The 23,483-nt window shown below is 69.8% G+C and carries 19 protein-coding genes; 2 read left to right on the forward strand and 17 right to left on the reverse strand.

The features are described from left to right. Positions 1–308 precede the first annotated feature (308 nt). Both M2351_RS21705 and M2351_RS21710 read right to left on the reverse strand, forming a co-directional pair. Complete coding sequence (locus M2351_RS21705) at positions 309–467, reverse strand: hypothetical protein (protein ID WP_264658140.1); 159 nt, start codon at positions 465–467, stop codon at positions 309–311. Between the two features lie 176 nt (positions 468–643). Next, positions 644–841: a hypothetical protein gene (locus M2351_RS21710; RefSeq protein ID WP_264658141.1), complete on the reverse strand. Its 198-nt coding sequence runs from the start codon at positions 839–841 to the stop codon at positions 644–646. Between the two features lie 469 nt (positions 842–1,310). Between M2351_RS21710 and M2351_RS21715 the strand changes: the two genes are divergently transcribed. Then, positions 1,311–1,490 (forward strand): hypothetical protein, encoded by a 180-nt coding sequence (locus M2351_RS21715; RefSeq protein WP_264658142.1) that lies wholly within the window; start codon positions 1,311–1,313, stop codon positions 1,488–1,490. 186 nt (positions 1,491–1,676) lie between these two features. Here M2351_RS21715 and M2351_RS21720 read toward each other — a convergent pair whose 3' ends face one another. The 15 genes from M2351_RS21720 to M2351_RS21790 form a co-directional block, all read right to left on the reverse strand. Continuing rightward, entirely contained in the window at positions 1,677–3,254 is a 1,578-nt protein-coding gene (locus tag M2351_RS21720; protein ID WP_264658143.1) for a glycosyltransferase, read from the reverse strand. 106 nt (positions 3,255–3,360) lie between these two features. Beyond that, positions 3,361–6,039, reverse strand: a complete 2,679-nt coding sequence (locus M2351_RS21725; RefSeq protein ID WP_264658144.1) for a calcium-binding protein — start codon at positions 6,037–6,039, stop codon at positions 3,361–3,363. 211 nt (positions 6,040–6,250) lie between these two features. Then, positions 6,251–6,625 carry a RidA family protein gene (locus M2351_RS21730; RefSeq protein WP_264658145.1) on the reverse strand — a complete coding sequence of 125 codons (375 nt, stop codon included), beginning with the start codon at positions 6,623–6,625 and terminating at the stop codon, positions 6,251–6,253. Positions 6,626–6,642: 17 nt separating this feature from the next. Next, the gene (locus M2351_RS21735; protein ID WP_264658146.1) at positions 6,643–8,121 is read right to left on the reverse strand and encodes an NAD-dependent succinate-semialdehyde dehydrogenase; all 1,479 of its coding nucleotides are present in this window, start codon (positions 8,119–8,121) and stop codon (positions 6,643–6,645) included. Between the two features lie 202 nt (positions 8,122–8,323). Further along, positions 8,324–9,289 carry a dipeptidase gene (locus M2351_RS21740; RefSeq protein ID WP_264658147.1) on the reverse strand — a complete coding sequence of 322 codons (966 nt, stop codon included), beginning with the start codon at positions 9,287–9,289 and terminating at the stop codon, positions 8,324–8,326. A gap of 41 nt (positions 9,290–9,330) precedes the next feature. After that, complete coding sequence (locus M2351_RS21745) at positions 9,331–10,044, reverse strand: hypothetical protein (protein ID WP_264658148.1); 714 nt, start codon at positions 10,042–10,044, stop codon at positions 9,331–9,333. Then, positions 10,041–11,786 (reverse strand): hypothetical protein, encoded by a 1,746-nt coding sequence (locus M2351_RS21750; protein ID WP_264658149.1) that lies wholly within the window; start codon positions 11,784–11,786, stop codon positions 10,041–10,043. The genes M2351_RS21745 and M2351_RS21750 overlap by 4 nt, the downstream gene beginning before the upstream one ends. Next, the gene (locus M2351_RS21755) at positions 11,783–12,505 is read right to left on the reverse strand and encodes an IclR family transcriptional regulator (RefSeq protein WP_264658150.1); all 723 of its coding nucleotides are present in this window, start codon (positions 12,503–12,505) and stop codon (positions 11,783–11,785) included. The genes M2351_RS21750 and M2351_RS21755 overlap by 4 nt, the downstream gene beginning before the upstream one ends. A 213-nt stretch (positions 12,506–12,718) precedes the next feature. Further along, positions 12,719–14,287 (reverse strand): acetolactate synthase large subunit, encoded by a 1,569-nt coding sequence (locus M2351_RS21760; protein WP_264658151.1) that lies wholly within the window; start codon positions 14,285–14,287, stop codon positions 12,719–12,721. Between the two features lie 2 nt (positions 14,288–14,289). Further along, the gene (locus M2351_RS21765; protein WP_264658152.1) at positions 14,290–15,372 is read right to left on the reverse strand and encodes an ABC transporter ATP-binding protein; all 1,083 of its coding nucleotides are present in this window, start codon (positions 15,370–15,372) and stop codon (positions 14,290–14,292) included. Between the two features lie 9 nt (positions 15,373–15,381). Continuing rightward, complete coding sequence (locus M2351_RS21770; protein WP_264658153.1) at positions 15,382–16,251, reverse strand: ABC transporter permease; 870 nt, start codon at positions 16,249–16,251, stop codon at positions 15,382–15,384. A gap of 1 nt (position 16,252) precedes the next feature. Then, on the reverse strand, positions 16,253–17,104 hold the full coding sequence (locus M2351_RS21775) for an ABC transporter permease (RefSeq protein ID WP_264658154.1): 852 nt from the start codon (positions 17,102–17,104) through the stop codon (positions 16,253–16,255). A gap of 55 nt (positions 17,105–17,159) precedes the next feature. Next, positions 17,160–18,242: an ABC transporter substrate-binding protein gene (locus M2351_RS21780; protein WP_264658155.1), complete on the reverse strand. Its 1,083-nt coding sequence runs from the start codon at positions 18,240–18,242 to the stop codon at positions 17,160–17,162. Between the two features lie 466 nt (positions 18,243–18,708). Further along, a complete protein-coding gene (locus tag M2351_RS21785) occupies positions 18,709–19,641 on the reverse strand; it encodes an AraC family transcriptional regulator (protein ID WP_264658156.1) in 933 nt (310 codons plus the stop codon). 97 nt (positions 19,642–19,738) lie between these two features. After that, positions 19,739–22,120, reverse strand: a complete 2,382-nt coding sequence (locus tag M2351_RS21790; RefSeq protein WP_264658157.1) for a mechanosensitive ion channel domain-containing protein — start codon at positions 22,118–22,120, stop codon at positions 19,739–19,741. 209 nt (positions 22,121–22,329) lie between these two features. On the opposite strand from M2351_RS21790, the gene M2351_RS21795 reads away from it, so the two are divergent. Next, positions 22,330–23,469, forward strand: coding sequence for a THUMP domain-containing class I SAM-dependent RNA methyltransferase (locus M2351_RS21795; protein ID WP_264658158.1), 1,140 nt, complete (start codon positions 22,330–22,332; stop codon positions 23,467–23,469). The last annotated feature ends 14 nt before the right edge of the window (positions 23,470–23,483 follow it).

Here is a 23,483-nt window from a genome sequence, read left to right on the forward strand (position 1 = left end):
GGCTGTGTCGTGCCGAGGGGGCCGTCGCACCCGCGACGCAAGGCCCCCGCAGCCTGTCTTTGTCCTGGTCTCCGTTTGCTTCCGTCTGCAGGACGACGTTTCTGCGGGCGGCACGCGCCGTATCCGCACCCCTGGCCGCGCCCGCCCAGCCTCCCTTCGCGGCCACCCTTCGCGGCCACGGCGTCTGGGGAATTGAAAACCTGATGATGGCAAACCGAAAGCGCGTTCCGTGATCTCTTAGGGCGAGCGCGACAGCATGCCGCACTGCCCTGATCCGGCGGGCCGATCCGCCGACCTTGATCGACCGCTCAGGCGGTCTCGAACACCGGCTCTTCGCCGACGCCGCCCGGCCAAGTCGCCAGGCGGACCGTCAGCCCGTCGCACTGGCGCGTGTCATGGGTTTCGCCGGATTGGGCGGAGGAGATGGCATCCGCAAGCGCGGCGGTGGGGAGGCTGCAATCGGGCACGATCGACACTCCGGTCTGGTGGCATGGAAGGGGTGCCGCGCGGGGACCCCAACGGGCGATCCGCACCGGCGCCAGCATCGTGCTGCACCGCACAATCAGTGTCAATACTAGTATATCAGTTGTCGTGCCCGTGCCCTCGGTGCGCGGCATTGGGCCGCACACCGGCGCCGCATCCCTCACCCGCCGAAGCGGTCCAGCAGCGTGTCGATCAGGACCGACAGGGCGAGGAAGACGGCGATGGTCGCGGCCATGTTGCGGATCAGCGTGTCGGCCACCGGATGGTCGTCACCGTCCGGAGCCGGATCGCCGTCCGATGTCTCGGCGACGAAGGGGAATGCGGAGTCCTGGTTCGGCTGGCGGCGATTGGCTGGCATGACGTGACCTCGAAACAGTGATTCCCAATGCCCTGGAGTAGCCGCCGACCGTAACCGGAGTGTGTCCGGCGGCCACGCTTTCGGTAACGCTTTGCAACAACGCCGCAGAGCGACCGGGACCGGCATGGACTGATACGCCGCCACCCTGACCGGTCCTGCGCAGCCGCGCTGTGATCAAGTACGGGCGGGGGTGATGGAAGGTCCGGCACCGGAATGTTCTCCAGGCAAGCGAAGCGCCAGACAACGACAAATCACAGCGCTGCAAAAATTCTTTAACAGCGCTACGATGATTTGCGCACTTCTGCTTTGTAACTCTTTCGTAGCGCTATGCCGCAATGCAGCATAGATATGCAAGGCATGCGAATTGCGCCGGTTTCTTAGCGATGCTTTGGTGACATCATTGCCTCACAAATGCGGCGGGCATTGAAGCAATGCGGAAGCCGCGTCACCGGAATACAGGAGCATCCCCATGCAGAAGACCCACACGCTTGAGCGCCTTGTCGTCGTTGTCGGCGTCGCCCTGGCTTCCCTGCTGACCGTCGCCGCCAGCGCCGCGGTGTACAACGAGGCCGCCCCGGCCACCACGCCGTCGCACATCGACTGGCAGGCGATCACCGACACGGCCAATCAGCAGTTCTACTTCAACTGATCCGGCAAGGCCGCGGAGGGTAGCGCCATCAACCCAGCGTCGCGGTGACGATCCGATCGAGAATTCGGCTGAGAGCCACGTTGTCGAACGCCCAATCCAGGTGGGCCGACGTGAGCCGCCGGCGACGATCGGGGTCCCCGACCAGGGTGGAGAGCGTGCGGACGGCGGCGTCCTCGTCGGCGAAGGTCAGCGCGTCCTCTGCCGGAACAGTGAAATCGCCTCCTCCAGGTAGGACGCCAGTTGCGCCGTGTCGCCGCCCTCCGCGGCGACCGTGGCGAAGCGGTTGCGCGCGTCCGCGCGGGCTTGGTCCAGCAGGGCGGAGTCGCCGGCCAAGGCCGCCGCGCGCGCGACGAAGGCGTCCTCGTCGCCCACCAGGAAGGCCGGGCCGACGACGCTGGCGACGTCCCCCGCCGCCAGCGACAGCACAGGGACCCCGGCCGCCAGCGCATGCGCCGCGCTGCCGCCGCCGCCGGTCCGGCGCGGGTTGAGGAATAGGTCGCACACGCCCAGCAGCCCGTCCATGCGCTCCACGAAGCCGAGCGGGCGCAGCCGCCCGGCGTGCCGCGACCGTTCCAACCGGCCGGGCAGCGCGTCCGCCGCCCCGGCGAACAGCACCGTCGCGCGGGGCACGCGATCCAGCACGCGTTCCAGAAGGGCGAGGAAGCCGGCGTCCACCTCCGCGTCGAGCCGGTTGCCGACGACCACGCAGGCGAACGCTTCGTCGGGAACGCCGAACTCCGCCCGCGAGGCGACGTCGCCGCTGTGGCGCGGCACCAGGCCCAGGCGGAACGGCCGCCACGCCGCGGCAAGGCGTCCGCCGCCCGCCGGCGGAGCCGAGCCTCCGTAATCCAGCGCGATGTCGGCCAGCGTCACGGGCGTGCCGGAGGTGGTCGGAATGTGGACGAGCGGGCGCGCCGGGGCCAGCAGGTCGGCGACGATGACGGACCCGCCGAAGCCGATCACCACGTCTGGGTCGAACGCCTCCACCGCGGCCAGGAAGCCCTTCACCTTGCCGGCGCCCAGGCCCGGCTCGATCGATGACAGCATGGGGATTCGCTGGCCCTCGAAGGTCGCGACCTGTTCGCCGTTCAGCTGCTCCTCCACCGCCGCCGCGAAGGGCGGGACGAAGGGGCTGTAATAGCTCTCGGGCATCATGTTGGTGTTGAGGATCAGCACCTCCCGCCCGACCTCCTCCCCCCTGGCCTCCTGCAACCGGGCCGCCTGCCGGACCAGGTCGCGCGACGGCTGGTGGTAGCCGGACAGCAGCTGGTTGGTGATCATGACCACCCGCCCGGTGGTCGGCGCCCCGACCGGGCGCGGTACGGGACGGGCGCCCAACCGGCGCGCGATCTCCTCGACGAACCGCTCGTAAAAGGGAAAGAGGCGGGATGCCAGGAAGTCCGGCGCCGTGGCCGCGTCCATGCGCATCAGGAACAGCTGACGCTGCATGCACCAGTAGATCTGGTTGATGCCCTCCAGCGCCGCGAGGTCGAGGACGTTTTCCAGCCGGTCGAGGATGCGGGCGTAGCGGCGCAGGTCCCCGGACACGCAGGCCAGTGCCGAGTCGCGCAGAATGGGGTCGAGGCTTGCGGTGGCGGCCTCCAGTTCCCCCATCAGCACCGGATCATCCGCCAGACGGGTGTCGCGCGCCTCCTCGCAGGCGGCGGCAATCGCCCTCAGGTGGTCCCCGGTGCCGACCGGTCCGCACAGGCGCACGAGCAAATCCGAGAGGAGGCTGCGTCGGTCACCGGCAGATTGCGGCATTGGGACGATCCTGGTTAGCGATTGCAGAAGTGGAGCGCGTGATATCCCCACTTCTAGAAGCGCCAACCCGGACCGTCAAACTTTCACGAGCGTAAGCTTCGTTACATTATCCGAACTGGAAGCGCGAGGAGTCCAGGTCGGCCCCGTCCACCCCCTCCAGCAGGATGGACTGGAGCGTGCCCGACCCGCCCAGCCACTCGATCACCGCGCCCTCGCCTGTCTGGCGGATGGCGGCCTGCACGTCCAGGAAGCCATCGAAGGCCGTGTGGCTGAAACGGATGCGGTCGCCGTCGGACAGGCTGAAGTCGGTGATCCGGTCCTGCCCGCTGGCATCGCCCCAGACGACGAAGACGTCCGCGCCGGTGCCGCCGGTCAGCGTGTCGTCGCCGGTGTGGCCCGACAACTCGTCGTCGCCGATCCCGCCGAAGAGCCGGTCGTCGCCCGTCCCGCCGAACAGCAGGTCGTTGCCCGCGCCGCCATACAGCGTGTCCGCCCCGTCCAGGCCGCTCAGCCGGTTGTCGCCGGCGTCGCCGACGATCCAGTCGCCGTAGGCGGAGCCCTGGACGTTCTCGATCCCGCTCAGCCGGTCGCCCGCCGCGTCGCCGCCCTGCTGCACCGCCGCCGTCAGGTCGACGCGCACGGCGAGCGAGCCGGAATAGTCCGCGGTGTCCTGCCCGGCCCCGCCGTCGATGGTGTCGGCGCCGGCCCCGCCCTGGATCAGGTTGTCGCCGGCGTCGCCGCGCAGAACATCGCCGTGCGAGGAACCGGTCAGGTCCTCGATCCCCGTCAGCCGGTCGCCCTCCGCGTCGCCGCCCTGGCCGGTGCCGGTGCCGAGATCGACGGTGACACCCACGGCCGAATAAGCGTAGCTGGCCCGGTCGTGCAGGCCGGCGCCGCCGTCCAGCGTGTCGGCACCGCCGCCCCCGCGCAGCGTGTTGTCCCCGCCGTCGCCGGTCAGCCGGTCGGCGAAGGCGGATCCGGTCAGGTTCTCGATGCCCGTCAGCACGTCGCCCTCCGCATCGCCACCCTGGCCGGTGCCGGTGAGCAGATCGACGGTGACCCCCGCCTTCGACGACAGGTAGACCGCCATGTCGCGCCCATCGCCGCCGTCCAGCGTGTCAGCCCCGGCGCCGCCCCACAGCTGGTCGTTACCGCCGCCGCCCGACAGCTGGTCCGCGTAGGCGCCGCCGATCAGCGTGTCGTTCCCCGTGCCGATCCGGGTGACGCGCACCGCCTCGAACCCGATGAAGCGCCCGTCGTCGGGCAGGCTGTCGCCGCGGTGCAGGTCGAACAGCAGGTCGCCAGGGTTGTCGAGCGTCACGACGAGCGTGTCGAACCCCTCGCCGCCGCTCGCCGTGTCGTCGCCCTGCACCATCACGGTGTCGTTGCCCGCCCCGCCCATCAGCACGTCGGCACCGGCACCGCCCTCAAGCCAGTCGTTGCCCTCGCCGCCCATCACGGTGTCGTCGCCGCCGCCGCCGTTCAGCGTGTCGTCGCCCGCATTCCCGAGGAGCACATCGTCCCCCGCCCCGCCGGACAGGACGTCGTCACCCAGGCCACCGTCCAGCACGTCGTCGCCCGCACCACCGTCGATGGTGTCGCTGGCGCCGGCCCCGGTCAGCGTGTCGCTCCCGTCGCCGCCGCGCATGACGACCCGCTCAAAGCCGCGGAAAAAGATGCCGGTGTTGGTGACGCCGCTGCTGAAGTTGAACAGCGTGTCCACCGCGCCGTCGAAGGTCAGGTCCAGCAGGTCCCACCCCGGCCCGCCATCCAGCGTGTCGGCGCCGGCCCCGGCGATCACCGTGTCGGCGCCGAAGCCCGCGTTCAGCACGTCGTTCCCGGCCCCGCCGTCGAGGAGATCGTCGCCGTACCCGGCGTCGATCCGGTCGTCGCCCTCCCCACCCGTCAGCACATCGTTGTCATAGCCGCCGTCGAGGATGTCGTTCCCGGTTCCGCCCGCCAGCGTGTCGTTGCCGTAGCCGCCCTCCAGCGAATCGTCGCCGCCCCGACCGTCGACGCGGTCGTTGCCGTAATCGCCATTGAGGGTATCGTTGCCGTCGGCGCCCGCCAGCGTGTCGTCGCCGTAGGAGGCGCGCAGGTTCACCGTCTCGAAATTGCGGAAGCTGATGCCGGCCGACGTGGTGCCGACGGCGAGGTCGAACCGCACGGGCGACGCCCACAGCATCACGTCCAGCCGGTCGTTGCCGTCCCCGCCGTCCACCGTGGCGCCGTCCTCGGCATAAACCTGGTCGTCGCCCGTGCCGGCATCCACCCAGTCGCCGCGGTCGGCGTAGATGGTATCGTTGCCGGCGCCGCCGTAGACGGTGTCGCGCCCGTAACCGGCGTAGATCCGGTCGTTGCCGCCGCCGCCCTCGATGTAGTCGTCGCCGAAGCCGGTGTCGATCAGGTCGCCGCTCGGCGCCCAGGGCACGTCGGCCGCGTCGGCGTCCCCGCCGATCACCGTGTCGTTGCCACCGCCGGTCCGCAGGTTGAGCCGTTCGAAATCGCTGAAGGTGGCGCCGGTCGACAACACGCCCGAGGCCAGATCCACGCGCAGCCCGGTGGTTAGGTCGGGCTTGAAGACCAGCAGCGTGTCGGTCCCCTCCCCACCCTGCAGGTCGTCGCCGACCCCATCGCTGCCTACGGTGTCGTCACCAGGGCCGCCGACCAGCGTGTCGCGTCCGCTGTCGCTCCACAGATAATCGTTGCCGCCCAGCCCCTCGATGAGGTCGTCACCCGCCGACCCCACCAGGGTTTCCCCAAAAGCCGTACCACGCACGTCCATGACCAACCCTCCGTCCAGCACGCGGGCGGCAGATTAGGATGGGTTGAAGTCATAACTCAATAGTCAACTTACGAAGACCCATGAATTATATGTGAGTACTTGAAGTTGTTTAGGATGTCTATTTGATAGTGGAAAGGATCACGATGGAACATTCCTTGATTAATGCGTCGATTTTCATTTCAGTTGACGACGAAACTGGGCGCCTTCCCCGTCAGATCACCGCCGTGGCGACCAGTTCGATGCGCACGCCGGGGGACAGCAACTCCTTCACCACCACGGTCGCGCGGCAGGGATAGGGCGGCGCGAAGAACTCCGTGTAGACCGCGTTCATGCCGGCGGAGTCGGCGCGGTCAGTCAGGTAAATCGACATCTGCGCCACATTCGCCAGCGACCCGCCGGCCGCGCGCATCGCCTGCTCCAGGTTGCGCAGCGCCTGTCGGGTCTGGGTCTGGATGTCGCCGTCCACGATCGCGCCGGTGATCGGATCCTTGGGAATGTGCGCCGACCAGACGAGATTGCCGGCCCGCAGGGTGGGCGTCACCGGCCCCTTCGGCGGGGCGATGCCGGTGTCGATCGGTGCGAGCATGGTTGGTTCCTTCCCGGTCACGGTGCCGCGTGCAGGTGGGTGATGAACTTGGTGGAGAGATAGCCGTCGAAGGTTTCCACCCCGCCCTCGCTGCCATAGCCACTGTCGTTCACGCCGCCGAAGGGCGTTTCAGCCAGTGCGAGGCCGAAGTGGTTCACCGACACCATGCCGGCGGACAGCCCGTGCGAGACGGCGTGCGCCGTGTCGGCGGAGCGGGTGAACAGGTAGGCCGCCAGCCCGAAGGGCAGGCTGTTGGCGCGGCGCAGCGCCTCCTCCGCGCTGTCGAAGGGCGTGACGATGGCGAGCGGCCCGAAGGGCTCCTCCCGCATCGCCAGGATGTCGTCGGCCGCGGCGTGGATGACCGTCGGCGCGTAGAAGAAGCCTGGCCCGTCCAGCCGCGCACCGCCGGTCGCGATGGAGGCGCCGCGCGCCCGCGCGTCCTCGACCAGCGCGTCCATGGCGGCGATCCTGCGGGCGTGGCACAGCGGCCCCATCGCCACCTCCGCGTCAAGCCCGTTGCCGACCCATGCGGCGGACAGGCGAGCGGCGAAGCGGTCGAGGAAGCGGTCGTGGACGCTGCGCTGCACGTAGAAGCGCGTGGGCGAGATGCAGACCTGGCCGGCGTTGCGCAGCTTCGCCGCCGCCAGCGCGTCGGCCGCAGCCTCCACGTCGGCGTCCTCGAACACCAGCACCGGCGCGTGGCCGCCAAGCTCCATGGTGGTGCGCTTCATGTGCTGCCCGGCCAGCGCGGCCAGCCGCTTGCCGACGGGGACGGAGCCGGTGAAGGACACCTTCTTCACCGCTGGCGCCTCGATCAGCGCGCGCGACACCTCCGCCGGCTCGCCCCAGACCAGATTCAGGCAGCCGGGCGGCAGGCCGGCCTCGGTGAACAGCCGGCCGATGGCGACGACGGCCGACGGCGTGTCCTCCGGCCCCTTCAGGATGATGGTGCAGCCGGCCCCCAGCGCCGCGCAGACCTTGCGCACCGCTTGGCTGAAGGGGAAGTTCCAGGGCGTGAAGGCCGCGCAGACGCCCACCGGCTCCCGCAGCACCGACTGGCTGACCCGCGGGTCGCGCGGCGGGATGATGCGGCCGTAGATGCGCCGGCACTCCTCCGCGTGCCAGTCCGCGTGCTCCGCCGAGAAGCGAACCTCGGCCAGCGCTTCGGCCAGCGGTTTGCCCTGGTCGAGCGTGATGCCGCGGGCGATGGGTTCCGCGTTTTCCCGCACCAGATCGGCGAAGCGCCGCAGCACCGCCGAACGGGTCATGGGCGAGCTGACCCGCCAGGAGGCGAAGGCGCGCTCCGCCGCTGCGACCGCGCGGTCCAGATCCGCGGGGGTGGCGTGCGGCAGCTGTCCCAGCACCGCGCCGGTCGCCGGGTTGACGACCTCCTGCCCGGCCCGATCCCCGGCCCCCAGCCAGTCACCGTCGATCAACAGGCCGAGTTCGGGGTATGCGGCCTCCGCCGCGGGCGCGTTCGTCCGTTCCTGCAGCACCGGCTGCACTCCTTGTATTCCGATTTACAGTGCGAGGCGCTGACTCACCCCCTCGCCCGCCCCCGGCGGGAGAGGGAGGGGCCCACGCCTTCGGCGTGGGAGGGTGAGGGCTAGGTTTCTTGGGATGACCTTGCCCTCACCCTCCCGCGCCTACGGGGCGCGGGTCCCTCCCTCTCCCAGCGGGGCTGGGAGAGGGCGAGTTTCAGCCCATCACGGCCTGATACAGCCGCAGCCAGTTGCCGCCGAGGATCTTCCCCGCGTCCTCGGTGCTGAAGCCGACGCGGCTCAGGCCATCGCGGACGGAGGCGAGTTGGCCGGCCTGGACGATCCAGTCGGGCTTCGGCACCTTGCCTGGACGGGCGGCGGAGCCGGCGCCGTACTGCACCGACCGCGTCCAGCGGCCCTTGCGCATCCAGTCGATGTCCACCTGCGTGGTGTTGTGACTGTAGTCCGTGCCGATGCCGACATGGTCGATTCCGGCGATGTCCACCGTGCGGGCGACCATCTCACACCAGCCCTCGACCGTCGCGCAGGCGGACTCCGGCGTGATGTTGCGGTAGGCGACGCAGCCGATGACGCCGCCGTTGCGGGTCAGGGCGCGCAGCACGTCGTCGCTCTTGTTCCGCTTGTGCGGGAACAGGGAGGCGGCGTTGGCGTGGGTGACGGCGACCGGCTTTTCCGACCACTCAATGGCGTCCAGCGTCGTCTTGTCGCCGACGTGCGACAGGTCCACGACCATGCCGACGCGGTTCATCTCGCGCACCACCTCGCGGCCGAAGCGGCTGAGGCCGCTGTCCTTCTCCTCGTAGCAGCTGCCGCCCAGTTCGTTCTGGTTGTTGTAGGTCAGCTGCACGACGCGGACGCCGAGGTCGGCGAACAGCTCCACATAGGCGATGCGGTTCTGGAACAGGTTGCTGTTCTGGTAGCCGAGCAGGACGGCGACCCGGCCCGTCTCCTCCGCGCGGCGGATGTCGGCGGTGGTGCGGGCGATCAGGAACAGGTCACCCATCTCCCGCTCCATGTCACGCCAACGGCCGATGGCGTCGAGCGATTCCAGGGTGTCTTCCCAGAAACCCAGGGTCGGGGTGACGCAGGTGTAGCCGCTGCGCTTCAGTTCCTCGAAAACGGCGCGGTCGAAATGGCCGCACTGGAGGGCGTCGATCAGCATGGGGGCGTGTCCGTGAAAGAGGGGGTGCGGGCGGAGGCGGCTCAGGCGGCCGAGGCATCGCCGCGCAGAAGGGAAAGGTCGGTGTCGTCTTCGTCCTGGCGACCGACCACGCGGCCGTCGGCGGTGACCATGATGGCCCCGGCGTGCCGGCGCGACGCGTAGCTGTCCGGCGCCAGCGCCTCGTTGGCGAGGTGGAACAGCCGCCACCAGAGCGACGCCGAGACCGGGATGCTGTCCGCGCGGATGGCGTCGAGCGTGGTCCGCGCGTCGGCCGGACGTGCCTGCACGGTGATCCGCAGGGCCGGCGCGCCGTCGTGCCCGGCCGCGGCCACCGTGGCCGACAGCCCGTGCGCCTCGGCGAGCGCGGCGACGATGGCAAGCTCGTCGGCTTCCGCGACGTTCCGGACGACGGCGACGGCCGGCAGGCCCTGGCGATGCCGGTCGACGCAGAGGTCGACCAGCACTGGGGCGACGATCCAGGCGTGCTGACCGCCGCCGTCCACCACCGCCGCCGCGTCGTCCTCGCTCAGGAGACGCAGCGCCGCCGGCTGCGCCCCGCGCAGCTTTTCCAAATGCGCGAGCAACGTCGGGTAGCCGCCCAGGCCCAGGGCCGCGGAATAGAGCGCGCAGTCGCGCAAGGTCGGGACCAGCCCAGGCTCCACGCGGGTGACCTGCATCAGCCGTTCCAGCACCATCCGGCTTTCGCGCAGGCTGACGCGCAGGGACTGGTCGTCGTTGACGCTGTGGAGGCTCATGGCGTGGGCTCCGCGGGGTAGAACCAGGATGGGTCGGCGCCGGCGCCAAGGTCGGCGGGGGTCGGCGCGCCGTGGAACAGCACGCCGCGCAGGTTGCGATTCAGGAAGTCGCGCGTCTTGTCGATGCCGTGCAGGCCGACGTTCAGCAGGCGGGTGATGTGGGCGGGGACGAAGCCCTCGCTCATGATGTCCGCGTGCGGGGAGTGGTAGGGAAGCCCGGCCAAGGCCTGCACGCGGGTGACGATCGCCCGGTGCTGCGGGTGCGCCAGCAGGAAGCGAGCGGTGCTCTGCCTGGGATCCTGCGCGGCGAGGTCGGCGTCGAGCCGGACGATCAGGCGCGGCAGGTCGAGCCCGAGGTTGACGGCGTCGCCCACCTCCTCCCGCGGGCCGCGGCGCGGCTCCTCCGCGGTCACCGATTTGTACCAGACGTAGCGGCGCGCGGTGTCGGACTCCAGGTCCAGGCCAAAGACCCAGGCGTACTGGCCGTGGATGATCTCGCGCAGGCGGGACACCGGCATTTCCGGCCGGTCGGTCATCTCCTCGTCCAGCACCAGCGTCTCGACCAGCGCGTCTGCCTCGTCGGCGACCAGCTCGATCAGCAGGGAATGCAGCGTCTCCAGCGCCTCCGCACGGACGCGGCCCTCCAGCCCAGCGCAGAGGTCGGCGATGGGCAGCGGCGCCACCGCCTCGCCGCGGCGGATCGTGCCCAGAAGCCGGTCGATCTGGTCGCGGATCAGCGACAGGTCGTCGGCGATCAGGTCGCTCGGCGTGATCGCCTCATAGACGACGCGGTCCTCGCGGCGGAAGCGGATGGCCTTGTCGATCAGGCCAAGCAGGGTCGCGACCTCCGCCCCGTCGGGGCCGGGGACGATGGCCTTGGCCCGCGCGATGGACTCTTCGCGGATGCCCAACCAGCGGTCGATCAGGCGCGGGTGGTTGTTGACGAACAGCATCAAGCCGAGCGCCGAGCCGTTGCCGACCCCGAGGAAGCGCGCCAGATCCGGCGACAGCGCCACCGCCTGCGGCGAGGCCATCCGCGCCAGATGGTGCACGAGGTCCTGCGCGAAGACCCGCATCATGTAGGCGCACAGCATCTGCGCGGCGAGCGACCAGCGCAGCGGGTGATCCTTCTCGAAGGCCAGGAAGGTCTTGGTCCCGAAAGTGCCGTTGCCGTCCAGCCCGGTGTTGCGCATCAGGTAGCAGATCTGCGCCAGTTCGCCGACGTCCGGCTGGTGGCCGGCGGCCAGCGACTGCACGGTGTGGTCGAACAGGCGTTGGCTGCGGTTGGACCGGCACCAGATCAGCGTGCCCGGCGTCGCCCGCCCCTCGTAGAGCTTCGGCAATTCGTTGCGGGTCGTCTCCACGTCGGCCGGGCTGATGTCGCCCTCCACCAGCGCGCCCATCATGTCCCAGGAGCGGCCGATGATGCGGCCGGAGCGGCCCTTGTCCGACGGTTCGAAGGAGAAGACCGGGAAGGAGAAGCGCCAGCCGCCGGCGTCGATGCGGTAGGCGGCCGTGCCGCGCCCGCGCTCGTCGATGTCGAAGCCGGTGCGGGTGATCGTCCAGCGCTCCCGCACCGCGCGGTTCATCAGGGCGCGCGAGGCGCTGATGCGGGACGGCTGGATGGCCGCGAGGCGTTCGGGCAGCATCAGCTCGGCCGGGGACCGCATCAGCCGGTGCAGGCTGTAGGGATCCGGACCGGCCGCGATGCCCCCGATGGACGGGGACAGGGCAAGGTTCATTCTCTCACTCCGCGTAGGCGAGCGTTGACCCGGGCCGCCGCCGCGACCACGACGCTCGCGCATGAATTCGTGTTGAAGCCCGCCGTCGGCCCCGAGAGCGACAGGGCGGCGATGCAGTCGCCATGGCCGTCGAACACGGGGGCGGCGACGGCGGAAACGGTGCGGGGACCGGTGTAGCCGGACACCGCGAAGCCATCGCGGCGGATTGTCTCCACCAGCTCCGGCTCGGGCAGCGCCACGCCGGAGTCCGACAGGCGCGCGAAGATTTCGGGGCGTGCGAAGCTGGACAGGACGCGCCCCAGCGCCGTGCGCTCCAGGTCCAGCCGGGCGCCGACGCGCAGGTCCGCGCGCAGGATACCCTTGGACTCGACGCGCCGCATGATGATCGCCTCGTGCCCGTCGAGCACGGCCATGGAGGCGGTCTCCCCGCTCTCCGCGACCATGTCGTGCAGGATGTCCGCCAGCCGGGCGCCGAGGTTCGCCTGCTCCATCGCCATGGCCGCGTGGCCGACGATGCGCAGCGCGAGGCGGTAGCGACCGTCCTCCGTCTGCTCCACCCAGCCGGCCTCGACCAGGGTTTGCAGGCGCTGGTGCGTGGCCGCCCGCGCCTCCTCCACCTTGCGGGCGACGTCCGCCAGCCGCACCGGTTCCGGCGAGGCCGACACTGCGTCGAGCACGGCGAAGGTCTTCAGCACGGAGGACAGCGGACGGACACTCACGATCGGCTCCCAGGATTGTCTTGTTTCTGCTTTTGTATTCTATATGAAGACGCTGTATTCTACCAAAATCATACCGCAACTATTTACGCCGCGGAAGCTGTTTGTGGCGAACGCGACGCTGTTGTTTGTTTTTACTTTGCACCGAATGGGCGACTGTTGACTGCGACTTAAGCCGCCTCACCCTCTCCCAGCCCCGCTGGGAGAGGGGGTTCTTCAGATCACCGCCTCGATCAGGAAGGGACCGCGCCGGCCCACGGCCGCCTTCAGGCGGTCGGCGAAGGCTTCGGCGGTATCCACGCGCGCGGCCTCCACGCCGAGGGAGTTGGCGAGGCCCACCCAGTCGATGGTCGGTTCCACCAAGTCGAACAGGCGCTTGGCGTTGGCGCCCGGCTCGCCCGCCCCGACGCTGCGGTACTCGCCGCGCAGGATGGCGTAGGAGCGGTTGGCGAAGACGACCGTGACGATGTCCAGGTTCTCGCGGGCGTAGGTCCACAGCGCCTGGGCCGTGTACATCCCGCTGCCGTCGGCTTGCAGCCCGATGACCTTGCGGTCCGGGCAGGCGACCGCCGCCCCCAGCGCCAGCGGCAGGCCGATGCCGATGGAGCCGCCGGTCAGCGCCAGGAAGTCATGGGCCGGCGCCCCGCGCGTCAGGTCGAACAGGCGCCCGCCGGAGGTCAGCGCCTCGTCGCACAGGATCGCCCCTTCCGGCATCAGGGCACCCACCGCGGCCACGACGCTGTCGGCGGTCAGCACCCCGACCGGAAGCGCCGGCCGGTCGAGCGGTTGCAGCGTGGGCTGCACGCCCGGCCCCACCCCCAGCGCCTCGGCCAGCGCGAGGAGCGCGCCCGGCAGATCGTCGCCCGGCTCCGCGAGCGTCAGGACGCGGCAGCCCTCGGGCAGCGGGGTGCTCGGCCGGCCGGGGTAGGCGAAGAAGGCGACCGGCGACTTGGCGCCGACCAGGATCAGCTGCTCGACGTCGCGGAAGGTCGCGATGGCCATGTCCAGCGGGTACGGTACGCGGTTCACCGCCACGCGGCCGGCGCCGCGCTCGACCCGATTGTTGGACTGCTGGGCGAGCAGACGCACGCCGGTCGCCTGCGCGATCCGGTCGGCGGTGACCAGCGCCTCGGCGCGCAACGCCCGTCCGGTCATCAGCAGGACGGTGCGACGGCCCGACCGGATGCCTGCCACCGCCTCGGCGACGGCGTCCGCGGACACGGTGGCCGGCACCGGCGGCGCCAGGACCGGCGGAGCGGAGTGCGCCGTCTCCGACCAAGCCGCGTCGGCGGGCAGGATCAGCGTGGCGATCTGGCCGGGTGCCGTGCGCGCCGCTTGGATGGCCTCGGCCGCGTCGCCAGCGACGGCGGACGCGGACTCCGTGCTGCGGACCCACTGCGACATGGGGCGGGCAAGCCCTTCGATGTCGCTGGTCAGGGGGGCGTCGTAGGCGCGGTGGAAGGTCGCGTGGTCGCCGACCACGTTGACGATGGGCGACCGGGCGCGCCGCGCGTTGTGCAGGTTCGCCAGCCCGTTCGCCAGCCCCGGCCCGCAATGCAGCAGGGTGACGGCGGGCTTGTCGGCCATGCGGGCGTAGCCGTCGGCCGCCCCGGTCACCACGCCTTCCGAAAGGCCCAGGATGCAGCGCATCGCCGGCTTGCGGTCGAGCGCCGCGACGAAGTGCATTTCCGACGTGCCGGGGTTGGCGAAGCAGACGTCCACCCCGCCGGCCAGCAGCGTGTCGCACAGCGCGTCGGCGCCGGTGTAGTTTTTCGTTTCCGTCATGGTCACACCGCCGGAATCGCGTGGATGGCCGACGCAGGCCAGAGGACGCTGAGCGCCGCACCGCTGCCGATGCCGTCGGCCTCCGGCCCGCGCAGGCGGATGCGCAGGTCGGCCCCGCCCGCCCGCCCGATCAGAAGCGTGCTGTCGCCATAGGGGACGACCGTGTGCACACTGATGTCCGCGCGGTTCGGCGCGTCCTCACTCACTCCGGCCGCCAGCCCGGCGAGATGGATGGACTCCGGGCGCAGCATCAGCGTCACCGGGGCGCCGGCCGCGGCCGCCAGCCGGCTCGGCAGGCGCATCAGGCCCAGATGTTCGGTCCGCACCAGCCCCTGGTCGGGGTCCAGCACGGTGCCCGGCAGCAGGTTGCTGTCGCCGATGAAGCGCGCGACGAAGGGCGTGCTGGGCGTGCGGTAGACCTCCTGCGGGGTGCCGATCTGGTCGATGCGGCCCTTCTCGAACACGGCGATGCGGTCGGACATGGTCATCGCCTCCGACTGGTCGTGGGTCACGAAGATCGTGGTCACGCCCAGGCTCTTCTGGATGCGCTTGATCTCGATCTGCATCTGCTCGCGCAGATTCTTGTCGAGCGCGCCCAGCGGCTCGTCCAGCAGCAGGAGCGACGGCTCGAACACCAGCGCGCGGGCCAGCGCGATGCGCTGCTGCTGGCCGCCCGACATGTCCTTGGGCCAGCGGTCGCCGTAGCCGGACAGGCCGACCAGATCCAGCATGGCGCGCGCCTTGCGCTCCGCCTCCGCGGCCGGGACCCCGCGCATGTCCAGCGGGAACATGATGTTCTGCAACGCCGTCTTGTGCGGGAACAGGGCGTAGTTCTGGAAGACGATGCCGATGTTGCGGGCGTGCGGCGGGATGTTGCTGAGCGACCGGCCGCCGACGCGGACGCTGCCGGATGTAGCATTCTCGAATCCGGCGATGATCATCAGCGTGGTCGTCTTGCCCGACCCGCTGGGGCCGAGGAAGGTGACGAACTCCCCCTTCTCCACATCGAGGGACACGCCGCCCAGCGCCTGGACGCTGCCGTAGCTCTTGGTCAGGCCGGACACCTGAAGGTAGGGGTCTCGCATGGTTTGGCCTCAAGCCTCCAGTTGCACGCGGCTGGGCGCGCAGGGGTTGACGTCTTGCGGTGCCGCGTCCTTGGCCGCCGGCGTGCCGCCGCGGGCACAATCGCGGTTAGGGCGCTTGCGCACCGCCTTCCAGACCACGGGCGCCAGGATGACCAGCGCCACCGCGGCGAACAGCAGGGTGGACACGACGGAGATGACCGGGTCGGCCTGCATCCGGATGCTCTCGAACATCTTGCGCGGCAGGGTCTCGCTCTCGCGGCCGGAGATGAAGATGGCGACGACCGTCTCGTCGAAGGACTGGATGAAGGCGAACAGCGCGCTGATCGCGAAGCCCGGCCGCAGCACCGGCAGCGTGACGTGCCAGAAGGTGCGCAGCGGCGTGGCGCCCAGGCTCATCGCCGCGCGCTCCAGGTTGCGGTCGAAGCCCTTCAGGTTGGCCGACAGGATCAGGAAGGCCACCGGCACCGACAGGGCGGTGTGGGCGATGATCACGCCCAGGTGGGTCTGCGTCAGCCGCAGGTCGCCGAGGTAGGAGTAGTAGCCGATCGCCAGCACGATGTGCGGCATCGCCATCGGCATGGTCAGCATCAGGTTGGCCAGCCCGCGCCCGAAGAAGCGGTGGCGCACCACCGCGAAGGTCGCCGGCGTCACCAGCAGCATGGTCAGCGCCATCGTCCCGAAGGCGATGATCAGGCTGTTGATGGTCGGCTGGGTCCAGCGCTCGTCCGTGAAATAGGCGGCGTAGTAGCCGAGCCAGTAGCCGGGCGGCGGGAATTCCAGCGACGGCGCCGTGCTGAAGGACATCGGCACGACGATGAACAGCGGGGCCGCGATGAAGGCGGCGACCAGCACGCCCAGCAGCTTGGGAAGCAGCTTCATCTCACCCCCACAACCGGTCGAGGCCGAAGCGGCGGTGGTAGACGGTCAGGACGATCATCGTGCTGGCCAGCAGCACCATCGCCATGGCGGAGGCCTGGCCGAAGTCCAGGAACTCCTCGATCTGCGTGCCGATCAGGCCGGCGACCATCTGCTCCTGCGGGCTGCCCAGCAGCACCGGCGTGACGTAGAAGCCAAGGCAGATCATGAAGACCAGCGTGGCGCCGTTGACCATGCCCGGCGCGCTCAGCGGCAGATAGACCTGCCGGAACACCGACCAGGGTCGCGCGCCCAGGCTCTCCGCCGCGCGCAGCAGCGCCGGGTCGATGCGCTTCATCACCGAATAGAGGCTCATCACCATGTAGGGGATGAGGATGTGCACCATCGCCAGCGTGGAGCTGAGCCGCGTGAACAGCAGGTGCGGCGGCGGATTCCACCCCAGGAAGGCCAGGGCGGCGGTGATCGGCCCGTTGTTGCCCAGCAGCACCATCCAGGCGTAGGTGCGCACCAGGAAGCTGGTCCAGAAGCTCATGGTGACCAGCAGCATCAGCAGTGCTGCGACCCGCGGCGACGACTGCGCCATCAGGTAGGCCAGCGGGTAGCCCAGCAGCAGGCAGCAAAGCGCAACGCCCAGCGCCGTCAGGAAGGTGTTGATGAAGACCTGGAGGTAGAGGCTGTCGCTGGTCAGGTGCGCGTAGTTGCCGAGGCCGAACTCCGGCTCGGTCACGCTCATCAGGGCGACCTGCCCCAGCGGAACCAGGAAGAAGGCGCAGAGGAACAGCACCAGCGGAAGCAGGAGAAGCCACGGCTTCAACGCTCCCGGCGCGGCTGCCCCCCGGTTGAGGACAGAAAGCACAGTCGTCTCCCCTTGCGGAAACGGCGATCGAAAATCCGCGATCAAAAGGCCGGGATCAGGTGGCGATCCACTGCTCGAAGCGCTGGGTGACCTTTTGCAGGTTGTCGCCGAAATCCTCGACGTTCTGCTCCACGGCCAGCGGGTAGTTCTGCGGACCGGTCGGCATGCGGTCCGCCTCCTCCTTCGGAATGAAGTCGAAGGCGCTGGGGTTCAGCGGGCCGTACAGCGCCTCGCGGCAGAAGCCGGCCAGCCGTTCCGGCTGCACCGCGCTCTGGATGAACTTCCAGGCGATCTCGCGCCGCGGCGTGTTCTTGGAGACCACCCAATAGGCGCGGTCGATCTGCGCCTGGTTCCAGCTGATGCCGATGGGGTGGCCCTGGTCGATCAGTTCCAGCGCGCGGCCGTGCCAGATGCCGATCATGTCGACCTCGCCGTCGCGCAGAAGCTGCTGCGACTGCTGGCCCTGGGTCCACCAGACGCGCAGGTCCGGCTTGATCCGGTCGAGCGCGCGGAAGGCCCGGTCGGTGTCCAGCGGGTAAAGCTTCTCCTTCGGGACACCGTCGGCCATCAGGGCCAGCGGCAGGACGCGGGCGCCGTAGCGCTGGAGGCTGCGCGCGCCGGGAAAGTCCTTCCGGTTCCAGAAATCGGCCCAGTTCTGCGGCCCGCCGTTGGTCAGGCGGTCCTTGCGGTAGGCGATCAGGGTGGAGAAGGCATGCGAGGACACGCCGTTCTCGAACACCGCGTTCTTCCACAGCCCGGAGGCCAGCGGGCTGCCGGTCACCGGCTCGATGATCTTGGCGGCGTTGGCGCGGACGATGTCGCCACCGCCCAGCGTCGTCACGTCGAACTCATAGACCCCGCTGCGGACCTGGGCGGCCAGCTTGGCGAAGGACACCGGCGACACGGTGCGGATCTCGACGCCGGTTTCCTTGGTGAACGGTTCGAACAAATGCTTCGAGGCGGCCTTTTCCCAGCTTCCGCCCCAGGTGTTGACGTACAGAACCTCGGCCGCGCGGGCGCTGCTGATAATGGCCGGCATCGCCATGACGCCCGCGGCGCCGGCGGCCAGCTTCAGCACCGAGCGGCGCGGCAACGCGCATGCGCCACCGTCGGCAGCCTTTTCGACGTCTTCGCTCATAGCCCCTCCTGTTCGGCGGAACGGTTCCGTTCGTCGTCGGCGCAGCAACAGGCTGCGGCGCGCCCACCGTCGTCCCGCCTCATCACGATCACATCGTCGGAAGCCATTTGCCTTTTTCGGCTTTGTGAATGGCTTCACAAGGATTCGTCTTTCCCTGCACTCCGGCGCCGACGTTTCTTCTGTCATCCTGCGGGCCGGTCATGTATTCTAATAGAATACACTGTCTTCTTAATGAATATGCTGCGCCCAGATCGTTGATGTGTCAAATCGACGCAGCGGCGTTGTGCCGCATGTCTGCCATTCGGTGAGGGTATGGCTGGGGTGGGGGGGGTGCGGGCGTTGGGCTCCCACCCTAACCCTCCCCCATCTTCGACGGAGGAGGGAACTCCGCCGCGCGACCCTTAAAGCCCTCCCCCGCGAAGTGGGGGAGGGTTGGGTGGGGGCCCAACGCGACCACTCCCCGCAATCAGATCCCCACGTGCCGAAACTCGCTCGGCGCCACGCCGAAATGGCGCTTGAAGGCGCGGGAGAAGGCTTCCTCCGCCTGATAGCCGACGCGGACGCCGACCTCGCTGACCGGCAGTTCAGTGGAGGTGAGAAGCTGCGCCGCGGCCTGGAAGCGCAGCTGCGCGAGCAGGCCGAGCGGCGCCACGTCCGCCTGCTTGCGGAAGGCGCGGACGAGGCCGGCGCGCGACGTGTGGCTGGCCGCTGCCAATTCCTCCAGGGTCCAGGGGCGGGCCGGCTCCTCCAGCATGCGCACCACCGCCCGTCCCGTGGTGGGGTTGCCGAGAAGGGCGAGGATGCCGCGCAGATCCTCCGCCTGGTCCATGTGCGCGCGGACGATCATGGTGAAGAGCGCGCTCGCCAGATTGGCGGCGATGGACGCCGCCCCGGGCCGCGCCTCCTGCAATTCCGCCCGCACGGCTTCGACCAGCAGACCAAGCCGGGCCAGCGCGGCATCCCGCCCGGCCGCGAGGTGCAGCGCGTCGGGCAGCGCCGCCAGCAGCGGGTTGCTCCGCGTCTGCTCGAACCGGAAATGGCCGCAGATCACCTCGCAGGAGGGCTCTGCGCCGTCGGCATTCGTGCGCACGGTCACCGCGCCGTTGTGGCTCTCGGTCAGGACGATCGGCCCGGCGTGGTGTGGCGGAGCAGTGTCGCTGCGCATCGTGTGGCGGGCGCCGTGCGGCAGGACCACCACGTCGCCGGCGACCAGCGGCAGGCTGCGGCGCTGGTCGGGCAGCTCCAGCGTGCAGGAACCGCGCGACACGATGTGGAAGGGGGCCGCGCCATCGGGCTCCGGGTCGTGCGGCAGCGCCCAGGAATCGGCGAAGCGGCACAGCAGGTCCAGGCGGGGGTGCACGCGCGTCAACTGCGCAAGCCGGGTCAACGCATCATCCATGGTCCGCCGCCACACCCCTTCCCATCCCAACCCCGCAATCGACAAGAAGTTGGTGTCATGATGGTGGATTGGAATGGCCATCGCCAGCCAGTGTTTGTCACTCCGCCGCGTCGGCGCGGCGTTGAAGAGCCTCCTCCGGAAAGCGGGCGACGTGGAGGATGCGCTGTGGGAAGGGGAACTGGATGCCCAGTTCGTTGAAGCGCTTCTTCATCCGCCCGTTGAACTCCCGCCCGACGTTCCATTGCTGGATCGGCAGGGTCTTGATGCGGGCTTTGATCAGCACCGAGGATTCCCGGAAGGCGTCGACCCCCAGCACCTCCAGCGAGTCCAGGATCAGCGGCGCGAAGCGCAGGTCGGCGCGCAGCCCCTCCCCGATCTCCTGGAGCACGGACACGACGCGGTCCACGGATTCATGGTGGGTGATGGTGACATCGAACACGTAGTAGCTGAAGTCCTTGGTCATGTTCGACACGCTGGTGACGGCGCTGAACGGGATCGTGTGGACCGTTCCGTCGAAGTCGCGCAGGCGGATCGTGCGGATGGTGATGCCCTCCACCAGCCCGCCCTTTCCGGCGACGTTCACCACGTCGCCGATGGCAATGGTGTCCTCGAACAGGATGAACAGGCCGGTGATGACATCCTTCACCAGCGTCTGCGCGCCGAAGCCGACGGCGAGGCCGACCACCCCGGCCCCGGCGAGCAGCGGCCCGATGTTCAGCCCCAACTCCGACAGGGCGATCAGCGCCACGAAGGTGAGGAGCACGACCATCAGCGCGTTGCGCAGCAACGGCAAAAGCGTCCGCACCCGCGCGCTGCGCTGGATCGTCCGGCCGTTGCGGTCGGTCGTGGACAGGTGCCGCTCGATCACCGCGTTCGACACCTCCCACACCGCCAGGGCGACGGCGACGACCAGCAGGATGGACAGGCTGGAGGCCACGATCCGCCACCCATAGGCGGTCTGGAGCCAGCCGCGCACGTCCAGCCCCCAGGCGTCCAGCACCACAAGGCCGGCCACCAGCGCGACCGACCATTGGACCAGCCGCGCGCTCGGCCCGATGTAGCGCCGGAGGCGCCGCGCGCTCCAGGTGGTACGCGCCTGAGATTGCCCCTGCGGCTGGCTGAACCGCAGCAGAAGCCGTTGCGAGGCCCGGACCACCGCGCGCCCGGCGAACCGCGCGAAGCCGACCGTGACCAGCGACACGAGCGTGGCGCGCAGCACGAAGACAAACCCGCCGTGGATCTCCAATGCCCAGATGCCGAACAGGACGATGATGTAGAGGATGGCGATGGCGTGCCAGACGTCGGCGATGCGCCGCCCGGCGGCGCGCAGCAGCCGGCTCGGCCGGGCGGTCTTTGGACCGTCTACCATTCCATTGCCCGCCGCCCCACTGCCCGCCGCCCCAGGCTCCACAGCCGGCAAGGCCGGGGCCACCGCGATCTCCCCGCGCAGCCAGGACGCGACGTCCGCCCGGCTGCGCAGCACCAGCCCCACCAGCAGGCCGGCGGCGGCCAGCCCGACCAGCTTCACCATCATGGCGTGCGGCTGCGGCGGCAGGCCGAGGCGCCGCGCGGCCTCCGCCAGCAGCATGCCGTACAGCGTCGTGATGGCGATGGCGGCGCTCCACAGCATCAGCCGCCGCGCCGCCGCGTCGCCCATAGGCACCAGCCGCAGGTTCGGCGTCTCCGGCGCCAACAGCGCGCTCACCCCCAGGAAGACGAACTGCACGAAGATGCTGGCGTTCAGGTAGGTGATGCCGAGCAGCCGCACCACCGGCGGCGGCTCGATCAGCACCAGCGCGCCGAATCCCGCCGCCGCGAAGGCGGCGATCGGCCCGACGTCCAGCAAGGCGCGGACGAGCAGCAGCGGGACCTTGGCGATGGCGGAATGGAAGGGCCGCGCCCCCAGCAGCGCCCGCGGCCGCCGCAGGATCCGCCCCGCGACCGTTCGGGCGGCGTGCCCGGCCCCGATGATCAGGGCGAACTCGGCGAACAGCCATTCCCATGTGGAGCGGAGGTCCGGGTCCGACACCTGCCGCTTCAGCCAGTTCAGCCCTTGCGGCGCGTTCAGGACGGCGTCGCCAGCGGTGCTGACCTCGCTGCCCAGATTGTCCAACCGTTCCGACAGGATCGTCAGCAGCCGCGTGCCGATCCCATCCGGCCCCTTCTCCGCGTCGGCGGCCTCCTCCGCCTGTTGCAGGGCGCGCAGCTGGGCCAGCAGGTCCTCCCGCCGGGCGGGATCCTCCAGCGTCTGCATCAGCCGCCCGATCTCCTTCGGGTCCGGAGGCTGGGGCTTGGCTTGGGCCTGAGCTTGGGCGGCAGCGGCCACTGCTGGAATCTGGGCGGACGCGGGGACCGCGCGACTCACCGCAGCGAGACCGACGATCAGGAGCAGAGCGGCAAGGATGCGGGCGGCGGAGGCGCAATACCGGCCGCGGCGGAAGGGTGTGATCGCTCGCGCGACACATTCGGCTGAAGCCATCGTCCTCTGCGGGGTTTGTCCTAGGAATGGGGCGGCAACGGCGCGCGACGGCCGTTCCGAACGAAGGGTGCAACGCAATAACCGCCGCGAGGGTTCTCCTGTCCCGCCACCCCGACGCGGAGCCGGCATGCCGTTTCCGTCTGGACCCTATCTGGCCCGGCTAGCCGAATTCTGTCGAAGGCGCCGGCCCTTCGCGATATGTAGGCGGCATGAACACCGACCCCGCCGCCAACTCCGCCCCCATCTCCGCCTTCGAGATCTTCGTCGTGGCCACCCCCGGCCTGGAATCCGCCCTCTGCGAGGAGGCGCGTGCCCTGGGCTTCGCGGAGCCGACCCCCGTCAAGGGCGGCGTGACCGTGAAGGGCGGCTGGCCCGAGGTGTGGCGGGCGAACCTGGAGTTCCGCGGGGCCACCCGCGTGCTGGCGCGCATCGCTGCCTTCCGCGCCTTCCACCTCGCCCAGCTCGACAAGCGGGCGCGCAAGGTCCCCTGGGCCGAGGTGCTGCGCCCGGACGTGCCGGTGCGGGTCGAGGCGTCCTGCAAGGGCTCCCGCATCTATCACGCGGGTGCCGCGGCGCAACGCATCCAGCGGGCGATCACGGAGGAGCTGGGCGCCCCGGTCTCCGACACGGCCGAGGTGGTGATCAAGGCGCGCATCGACGATGACCTGTGCACCATCAGCGTCGACACCTCCGGCGAATCCCTGCACAAGCGCGGCCACAAGGAAGCCGTCAACAAGGCCCCGATGCGGGAGACCATGGCGGCCCTGTTCCTGCGGCAATGCGGCTTCACCGGGGACGAGCCGGTGGTGGACCCCATGTGCGGGTCGGGCACCTTCGTCATCGAGGCAGCGGAGATCGCCGCTGGCCTGAAGCCCGGCCGGTCGCGCAACTTCGCCTTCGAACAACTGGCGAGCTTCGACGCGGCGGCGTGGGACCGCATGCGGGACTCCGACGCGCAGGTCCCGCCGTCCGTCCGCTTCCACGGCAGCGACCGCGACGCCGGCGCCGTGACCATGAGCCGCGCCAATGCGGAGCGCGCGGGCGTCGCCGCGTGGGCGGAGTTCCGGCAGCACGCCATCAGCGACCTCGTCCCGCCGGAGGGGCCGCCCGGCCTCGTCATCGTCAACCCGCCCTACGGCGGCCGGATCGGCGACAAGAAACCGCTGTTCGCCCTCTACGGCGCGCTCGGCCAGACTCTGCTGGCGCGCTTCTCGGGCTGGCGGGTCGGCGTGGTGACCAACGACCCGTCGCTCGCCAAGGCCACCGGCCTGCCCTTCGCGGACCCCACCGCCCAGGTGTCGCACGGCGGAATCCGCGTGTCTCTGTACCGGACAGAACCGCTGCCGTAAGGCGTCGCTGAAGA

Origin of the sequence: Azospirillum canadense, assembly GCF_025961225.1 — a bacterium.
GTDB classification, from domain to species: Bacteria; Pseudomonadota; Alphaproteobacteria; order Azospirillales; family Azospirillaceae; genus Azospirillum; species Azospirillum canadense.

Excerpts from the sequence above, each read along its gene's own strand:
- M2351_RS21720 (WP_264658143.1), bottom strand. The coding sequence starts at position 3,254 with ATGCCGCAATCTGCCGGTGACCGACGCAGCCTCCTCTCGGATTTGCTC.
- M2351_RS21710 (WP_264658141.1), bottom strand. The coding sequence starts at position 841 with ATGCCAGCCAATCGCCGCCAGCCGAACCAGGACTCCGCATTCCCCTTC.
- M2351_RS21765 (WP_264658152.1), bottom strand. The coding sequence starts at position 15,372 with ATGCGAGACCCCTACCTTCAGGTGTCCGGCCTGACCAAGAGCTACGGC.
- M2351_RS21790 (WP_264658157.1), bottom strand. The coding sequence starts at position 22,120 with ATGGCTTCAGCCGAATGTGTCGCGCGAGCGATCACACCCTTCCGCCGC.
- M2351_RS21760 (WP_264658151.1), bottom strand. The coding sequence starts at position 14,287 with ATGACGGAAACGAAAAACTACACCGGCGCCGACGCGCTGTGCGACACG.
- M2351_RS21730 (WP_264658145.1), bottom strand. The coding sequence starts at position 6,625 with ATGCTCGCACCGATCGACACCGGCATCGCCCCGCCGAAGGGGCCGGTG.
- M2351_RS21750 (WP_264658149.1), bottom strand. The coding sequence starts at position 11,786 with ATGAACCTTGCCCTGTCCCCGTCCATCGGGGGCATCGCGGCCGGTCCG.
- M2351_RS21740 (WP_264658147.1), bottom strand. The coding sequence starts at position 9,289 with ATGCTGATCGACGCCCTCCAGTGCGGCCATTTCGACCGCGCCGTTTTC.
- M2351_RS21715 (WP_264658142.1), top strand. The coding sequence starts at position 1,311 with ATGCAGAAGACCCACACGCTTGAGCGCCTTGTCGTCGTTGTCGGCGTC.
- M2351_RS21795 (WP_264658158.1), top strand. The coding sequence starts at position 22,330 with ATGAACACCGACCCCGCCGCCAACTCCGCCCCCATCTCCGCCTTCGAG.
- M2351_RS21725 (WP_264658144.1), bottom strand. The coding sequence starts at position 6,039 with ATGGACGTGCGTGGTACGGCTTTTGGGGAAACCCTGGTGGGGTCGGCG.
- M2351_RS21785 (WP_264658156.1), bottom strand. The coding sequence starts at position 19,641 with ATGGATGATGCGTTGACCCGGCTTGCGCAGTTGACGCGCGTGCACCCC.
- M2351_RS21780 (WP_264658155.1), bottom strand. The coding sequence starts at position 18,242 with ATGAGCGAAGACGTCGAAAAGGCTGCCGACGGTGGCGCATGCGCGTTG.
- M2351_RS21770 (WP_264658153.1), bottom strand. The coding sequence starts at position 16,251 with ATGAAGCTGCTTCCCAAGCTGCTGGGCGTGCTGGTCGCCGCCTTCATC.
- M2351_RS21745 (WP_264658148.1), bottom strand. The coding sequence starts at position 10,044 with ATGAGCCTCCACAGCGTCAACGACGACCAGTCCCTGCGCGTCAGCCTG.